The 7,305-nt window shown below is 66.6% G+C and carries 6 protein-coding genes and 2 pseudogenes; 1 reads left to right on the top strand and 7 read right to left on the bottom strand.

Annotated features, from left to right (window positions below; translation table 11 throughout):
- Positions 1 to 1,140 (bottom strand): SdrD B-like domain-containing protein (locus E2C06_RS34705; protein ID WP_133293113.1); only part of this gene is annotated, 1,140 nt, incomplete at its 3' end.
- Positions 1,141 to 1,761: 621 nt separating this feature from the next.
- Between E2C06_RS34705 and E2C06_RS34700 the strand changes: the two are divergent.
- Positions 1,762 to 3,064: pseudogene (locus tag E2C06_RS34700) on the top strand (IS3 family transposase).
- 179 nt (positions 3,065 to 3,243) lie between these two features.
- Here E2C06_RS34700 and E2C06_RS34695 read toward each other — a convergent pair.
- The 6 genes and pseudogenes from E2C06_RS34695 to E2C06_RS38200 all read right to left on the bottom strand — a co-directional run.
- Positions 3,244 to 3,555, bottom strand: coding sequence for a hypothetical protein (locus E2C06_RS34695; RefSeq protein ID WP_241671604.1), 312 nt, complete (start codon positions 3,553 to 3,555; stop codon positions 3,244 to 3,246).
- Between the two features lie 172 nt (positions 3,556 to 3,727).
- On the bottom strand, positions 3,728 to 4,555 hold the full coding sequence (locus tag E2C06_RS34690) for a segregation and condensation protein A (protein ID WP_133293111.1): 828 nt from the start codon (positions 4,553 to 4,555) through the stop codon (positions 3,728 to 3,730).
- Positions 4,545 to 5,183, bottom strand: a complete 639-nt coding sequence (locus E2C06_RS34685) for a hypothetical protein (RefSeq protein WP_133293110.1) — start codon at positions 5,181 to 5,183, stop codon at positions 4,545 to 4,547. Before E2C06_RS34685 ends, E2C06_RS34690 begins: the two co-directional genes overlap by 11 nt.
- Positions 5,180 to 6,142 (bottom strand): tyrosine-type recombinase/integrase, encoded by a 963-nt coding sequence (locus E2C06_RS34680; RefSeq protein WP_133293109.1) that lies wholly within the window; start codon positions 6,140 to 6,142, stop codon positions 5,180 to 5,182. Before E2C06_RS34680 ends, E2C06_RS34685 begins: the two co-directional genes overlap by 4 nt.
- Positions 6,143 to 6,365: 223 nt before the next feature.
- Positions 6,366 to 6,728 (bottom strand): hypothetical protein, encoded by a 363-nt coding sequence (locus tag E2C06_RS34675; protein ID WP_133293108.1) that lies wholly within the window; start codon positions 6,726 to 6,728, stop codon positions 6,366 to 6,368.
- Between the two features lie 169 nt (positions 6,729 to 6,897).
- Positions 6,898 to 7,305 (bottom strand): annotated as a pseudogene (locus E2C06_RS38200) (hypothetical protein); the annotation flags it as partial.

Here is a 7,305-nt window from a genome sequence, read left to right as displayed (position 1 = left end):
GGTGACGCCGGGTAGCACGGCCTCGCCGGTCTGACGGACGCCGTCGCTGTTCAGGTCAGTGAAGGCCCGGCCAGTTATGTTGCCGTTCTGCCAAAGCCCGGCATCGACGTTAGCCACGGTGTTGTTGGCAGTGATATTAATTGTCGCTGCACCGCTAGCGTTGATGTCGCTATTGGTGCTGGCCGTACCGCCAGCGTTTTGGGGACTAACGCTGTAACCGTTGATGCCGAACTGCACTGCGTACGTGCCCGTGGGTACGCCGGTGAAGCTGTAAGCGCCGCTAGCATCCGTGGTGGTCGTGAAACTCGTTGGAGCACCATTGCTGTCCAACAAAACCACATTGATACCGGACAGCAGGCTATCTCCAGCACCACGAACTCCGTCTGCTGTGTTGTCAAGGAAGGCAGTTCCATTGACACCACCTACCGGCACGCCTGCCGTCTGAGCGGTGACTGTTGTGTCAAAACTGCTGAACTTGCCAGGGCCAAAATCCACGTAATAATAAGCTAAGCCGCCGGACTGACTAAAATCATAAGAACCAACCTTAAAAGTAATAGAATTAGCCGCCGCATAATCAACCTGAATTGCATATTTGGCATCTTGAGTGGTTGAATTAAAGTTTGTGTTGCTTCGAAATTGAATTAGGCCGGTCGATACATCATAATTATAAGTTATATCGCCACCAGAGTTCACACGGGAGACGCTAAAAGTGTTGAATTGTTGAAATTGCTGAATATCAATGTCGTAAGTGTTTTCGCGGAGTTTCTGCAGTGTTACCGACGTACCTTGACGTGTCGTGTTGTCGTAAGTTCCGCCCGATATGAAATCTATTTGAAAGGTGACACCTGCGCCGGCAGCTGCTGTACCGCTACTTGTGCTTCCATCAAGCCGTGGCGAGAAGTAAGTGCCGCCGCCCGGTTGATTGCCGTCACTTGTGTCCGTTGAGTCGTAGTTGTTGAAGGTTACTCGCGGATCGACTGATAAAGTACGAACTACCGCGTCTACAGCTATACCGGCTGACGTGTAAACATTGCTATAAAGAACAACATCTCCGGTATGGGTACCATCACCCACCTTGGTCTGGCTGGTGCCGAAGTTTAGCTGGCCATAGTTGACGTTGATCAGCGTGGGATTGGCCATTAGAAGACCTTAGTGTGGCTGCGGTGAAGAAGCGCCGACGGTCGAGTTGCGCGCGATGAGTGCCGCAGAGCGCCAGCAACTCAGAAAGCGTTGTTTTCCAGCAAGTCCGTGCATCGGAAGCTGGAATTGATGCTTATATCTACTACTAACCGATCGTCAGAGATAGTGTTCTCGGGAGTGCCTGACGTGATTCGATGTTGTTGCCGGTAAAGATACACCGCCGCCTGAACCTGATAGTTTTTATACCGAAAATTCAACAACATGGCACGCCCAAAAGTGAGTGATACGCCATAATGCCTATATATCTTAAAATGTAAAGAAACTTATTGGCACATATCCTGGATATAAGATCGATTTCGAATCGAATAGGACAAGTGCAAAATTGTCCAGAGCACTGCCATCGTTGCAATATCTTGCCGGAACAAAATCGCTTGGCATGCTAGCGGAATGAGGTATCAACTCGCTGGTCGGATGTCATCCGCCATTATCCTGCTATCGCTTGACACACGACGTATAGCCCGTCGCATGGGGTGCGGCACGGTTCGATGAGACAGCCGGCTGCGGTAGGGATTACCGCAACCGGAGGTCAGACCGATGGACCAGAACCACAGCGACAAGCCCGTGGGGGCGCCGGCGGGCGCCCAGAACGCTGACGCTGACGCTGGCGCCCCCACGGGCGGTGCTGGGCCGGAGCGTCGCAACTCCGCCCGGCGCAAGCTGGCCGCCGTCACCCGCCTGCTGCGCGGTGAGCCGCTGGAGACCCTGGCCCGCGAGCTCAACGTCACCGTCGCCCGCCTGAGCGAGTGGCGCGACCGCGCCCTGGTCGCGGCGGAGGCGGCGATGAAAGAGCGCGAGCGCGACAGCCGCGACGAGGAACTGCTCCGCCTCAAGGCCAAGCTCGGCGAGGTCACCATGGCCAACGAGCTGCTGGAGCAGAAGATTGCCGCCCTCGAGGGCAGCCGCCCTTTGGCCCGCCGGAGGTCGAAGCGGTGAGGCGGGCCATGTCGTCGGCCACGGGCCGCGCCTACGGCCCGGCCAGGGTCGCCCGGGTCTGGCGGCTCTCCCGCGCCACGGTCTACCGCCATCGCGCAGCGCCCGACCCTGCGGCACCGGCCAGTCCGACACGCCGGGATCCGGCCGGTGCCTGCTCTGATGCCGCGTTGCTCGAGCATATTCGCACCCAGATCCTCGGCTCGCGCCTGCACGGTGAGGACTACTGCAAGATCTGGGCCCGGCTGCGCCATGCTGGCATCCGCACATCGGCCCGCCGGGTCCGGCGCCTGATGGGCCAGCACGGCCTGCTCGCGCCGCACCGCGTCGGCCGTCCCGAGCAGCGCGCCCATGACGGCACCATCACCACTACGGTGGTGGACACGATGTGGGGCACCGACATGACCGAGACCGTGACCATCAGAGACGGTCGGGCCCGGGTGTCGTCGCCGTCGACCACTGCTCCGGCGAGTGCGTCGGCAACCATGCCGCCCGCTCCGGCAACCGCTTCGAGGCACTCGAGCCGGTCCGCCAGGGCGTGCTGCGCCACTTCGGCGGCGTCGAAAAGAACGTGGCCAAGGGCCTCTCCCTCCGGCACGACCACGGCTCGAACTACATGTCGGGCGACTTCCAGGACGAGATCAGCTTCCTTGGTATCGAGAGCTCGCCCTCCTTCACACCGCCAGCCCGAGGGCAATGGCGTCGCGGCCGTCGGAGCAGTGCTCCGACCATCCTTACCCTGAAGGAGAACTTCTTATGGGTGCACACCTTCGACACCATCGAAGAGCTGCGCCGCGGGCTGCAGGATTTCGTGGTCCACTACAACGCCACCTGGCTCGTCGCCCGGTACGGCTACCGCACCCCGAGCCAGATCCGCGCCGAGCAACGCGGCCTTGCTCAATGCCCACCGGCCAACCTACCCTTGGCCGTCTGAACAGCGCAGTCGACTGTCTCAACAACCGGTCGCACTACAAAGTCGCGGGTGACGGTATCGGTGTTCAGGGTGAACGGCTTCGCGCTGGCTTCCGAGCAACATGAAATGACACTGGCGTGGCCGAACCCCACAGCCGGCCGTCATTGTGGAACACCACTCCTAACACGCGGGAAGCGCGATCACGTGCGCCTTGAGAGTTCTGCAAACCATTCCGCGTAAGGTGTCGTTCTCGCAAGGTGCCTGTCAAAATCAGGCGTGCCATCATCCCACCAGACTGGTCCTCGCTCGCCCAGGGCAACTTTTATCGCTTCTACCTGTGAACGCGCCACTTCACGCGCGGCATTGTCGCCGACGCGCATGGCTTGCTGCTTCGCGCGTCGAGCCAACATGAGCGCCTTCACCAATTCAGTGCGTCGTTCATCGCTCAGCTTTGGATTTGAGCAGCGCCACAGGCGTCCACGGACCACGAAGTACCTACCGTCCGGGGTCACTGGATACCTCATGGTCTGAAGGGCACGGTCAGGTTCTCGACGACAAGCTCCACGCCGCGAGCATGGTCACGCATGGCACGACGGAGGCATGCGGCCAGTGCCCTTGATCTTGGCAAGCGCCGCCGGGCGCGCCAGACTCCTCGGTCAGCCGCAAGGGTGCAGCGCGGCGCATTCATCGGGCGACCGCGCAGCCGGGCCTGGACGGCGCGCCTGGGCTTACCTGGATCGCCTCGAACGCCAAATCCTGCTCCAGCCTGACCGAACCTTCGCGGGTGAGCTCGAGCCCGGCGAGCAGGGTGCTGGCCAACGCGCTGCGGCGCCACAGCGCAGCCCCCTCCCCTGCCGGCGCCGGCGGCAGCAACTGCTCCAGCGTCGCGCCCTCGGGCAGGTCCGGCAGCAGGGCACGGAGGCGGTCCAGGGCGTCCGGCACCCGCCAGAGCAGCGGCGGCCGCGGCCGGTACACCCGCTCGCGCATAGGCACCTGCAGCAGCTTGAGGCAGGCCCGCAGCAGCTCGGTCACGTCGGCCGCGGGCTCGCCCGCCGCTTCCGGCTCCGCCGTCCCGCGCGCGAAGATATCGCGGCCGAGCTGCGGCCGACGCTCCAGCCAGTCGGCCAGGCGTCGCGCCGCCTCCCGGTCCGCCAACCGCCGGCGCAGGTCGGCGGCCTCGCGCTCGGCTGCGGCGCTCTCCGCCGTGCCGGCCGGCAGCAGCAGGCGCGAGCGCAGCACCAGCAGCCAGGCCGCCATGATCGTCCACTCGGCCAGGCGCGAAAGCGGCACCGCCCGGCGGGCGATGGCGGCGTCCAGCACCGCGACGAACTGGGTGGCGAGCTCGGTGACCGAGATCCGCCCCAGGTCGACCCGCTGCGCCCGGGCCAGCTCGAGCAGCAGGTCGAGCGGTCCCTCCCAGGCCTCGAAGCGCAGCACTGGCGCGCCGCTGTTGCCGACCGCCGCGCGGGGCGCCTCGGCCGGCGTCGTGGCCTCCTCTGCTTCAGGGGCCATCGTAGAGTGGCCGGATCTCGATCGAGAGGCCGGGCCAGCGGCTGCGCAGGGCGAGGATGGCCGGCCAGGGCGTCCAGTCGGCCGCCCAGAAGCCCAGCCAGACCAGCCCGGGGTCCAGCTGGCGCGGCCTGCCGCGCCCCGGCACCGGCAGCTCCACCACGCCGCGCAGCGCCTGGGTGGTGCCCCAGGTGGCCCAGAGCCAGGCGCGGCTCTCCGAATGATCGGGCCCGAGCCGTAGCAGCCGGTCCGGCACCGGCAGCAGCCGGTGCAGGTCGAGCGGGCAGGCCCGGCTGGCGGCGGCGCGCTCGGCGAGGAGCCGCTGCCGCGCCTCGGCGGCATCGCGCAGCTGGCCGGCCAGGATGCGGCAGCCCTCCAGGCTGAGGCTCCGCCGCTGTGGCGCCGGCGGCGCGGCCAGAAGGTGGAACCAGTCCTCGGCGGCGCTGCCGACGCTGTCCGCCCAGGGGATCACCCCGGACCCGGCGGCCGCGGCCCGGAAGGCCGCGACCGCGGCCGGGTCGCCGGTGACCCGCAGGTGGTGGTACAGCCAGTCGGGATGCGGCAGCGCTAGGACGCCGTCGTTCGGGGCGGACGCGCTCCCCTCTCCTTCCCTGCCTGCGGCGGCACTCACAACCCGAGCAGCTTGACCGGGCTCTCGGTCAGCAGCTTGGCGCGGCGGACGTAGGACCGCATGGTCTTAAGGTCCTTGTGCCGGGTATGCGCCATGATCTGCTCGTCGCGCGCGCCGGCCTGGTAGGCCGCGGTGACGAAGCCCGCCCGGAGCCCGTGCGCCGAGAGGCGCTCAAGTGCGCCGACGCCGAGGCCGGCCGCCGCGGCGCGCTTCTTCAGGATGGTGCCGACCGCCTCCGGGGTGAGCGCCCGGCTCTCGGCCGTGCCCCAGCGGTCAACCTTGCGGAACACCGGGCCGTAGCGGCAGTCGCTGGCCTGCAGCCAGGCCTCGAGCGCCCGCACCGGGCAGGTGTCCGGCTTGGTGCCGCGGGCGATGCCGAGGCTGGCCCCCTGCCCGTCGTGGTCGCCCTTGCTGCGCGGCAGCAGCAGCCGCAGGCCCTCGCCGGTGAAGGTCAGATGCTCGCGCGCGATGGCGACCAGTTCGCTCCGCCGCAGCGCCCCGGCATAGCCCACCAGCAAGAGAGCGCGGTCGCGGCGGCCGGCGAGGCCGCGATCACAGCCGGCGACCAGGCGGCGGATCTCGGCGGTGGTCAGCGCCGCGGCCTGGCGGGCCGGGGCGCCGTGCCGGCGGAGGATGCCGCGCAGGGTGTGGCGGATCGCCGGGTGGCCGGGGTTCCAGGGATGCCCGGCCAGCGCGTGCGCCTGGCCGATGGCGGAGAGCCGGCGGCGCAGGGCGCTGCGGCCGTGCGTCGCGGCCAGGGACGCCAGGTAGGCGGCGATCGCCTCCGGCGCCGCCGGCAGCGCTTGCTGGCCGTGTTGGCCGCACCAGGCGGAGAAATCCGCCCAGTCGGCGCGGTAGGCCCGGCGGGTGGCGGCCGAGAGGCTCGCGGCGGCGTAGGCGGCGGCCTCGGCCGCGCTGGGCAGGGGCGGCGGTCGGGTGCGGGCGGGCAGGTCGGACATCGGGAGATTCCAGCAGCTTGCGGCGATTGGGGCAAGCGCCTCTATGCTCTGATAATCGGGCCTTATCAGAGGTGACGAATGCGCTGGCACGGCCGGCGAATCCGGCGCCAGGAGGGGCCACATACTGCTCGCCTCGCCACCAAAAATAGCTGTCACTCCGTCGGCGGCCGCCTGCCGCGCCCTCTCCTTCCCTGCAGGAGATCAGCATCCAGCGGCACCACAGTTAGCGTCGCGACAGCAAGAGGCCGGCACCTTGGGCCGCAAAGGCAGTATCCATAACAAACACTCGCAGGTCGTGCAGCACGGACCGCAGCAGGCTTGCTTCGGCGAGACACAGGCCGGCATCAGGATCATCGTCCGGCGCGAGGCGGGTGACCAGGACCTGCATCTTGTCGACCAGGCCGACGAGCGACTGGCACGGTGCGGCGGCCAGACTGGCCACCATCTCGAGGTCGCCATTGTCTCCCGCGTCGTCCTCCGACCAAGTCTCGGCGTCAGGCGGTGCCACAGCTGGCGGCCGCGACGCATCACTGCGGTGCGCTGCGGTCGAGGTTCGCTCGGCAGGAAAGAGCAGGATGTCGGCCATGGTCGGGATCCGATCTCAAATAGATGGTGCTTGCGAAGAGCATCGGCTGGGCACTGGCGGCCGGTGTGTCTGCTGCATCCAACCGATAGACATTGACCAAAAAGGCGCCCCCTCGCGGGGACGCCCTTCTCGGGATCGCCGGGCGCGAGACCCGGCGAGAACCACAGCCTCAGGCAAAGAGCATGTCCGAGGCTGCGAGCTTAGTGACATGCGCCAGGAAGACGCTGTCGGCCGCCGCGTCGTAGGTGACCAGCAGGCCGGAGACGCCGCCCTCGGTCGCCGCCTTGGTGTGGATGTCGGCGCTGGTCAGGCCGGCGAACTTCAGCTTGTCGACCCCGGCGGTGAAGTCCTGGATCACGGCATGGCCGTCACGGGCGTTGAAGGCAAAGACGTCTTTGCCTGCGCCGCCGGTGAAGTTGCCGGTGCCGGTGCCCGCGTCGAACAGGTCGCTGCCGCCGCCGCCGATCGCGGTCGCCGCCCCGCTGCCGGCATGCAGCACCAGCTTCGCCATGCCCTCGACCGTGACGCTGTCCTTGCCCGAGCCGAAGGTGACGTCGGCGACCGAATAGCGACCGTC

This window comes from Dankookia rubra, from assembly GCF_004355005.1.
Lineage (GTDB): Bacteria > Pseudomonadota > Alphaproteobacteria > Acetobacterales > Acetobacteraceae > Paracraurococcus > Paracraurococcus ruber_A.
Note: the sequence above shows the minus strand (reverse complement) of the source record. Positions and strands in the feature narration are given on the sequence as shown.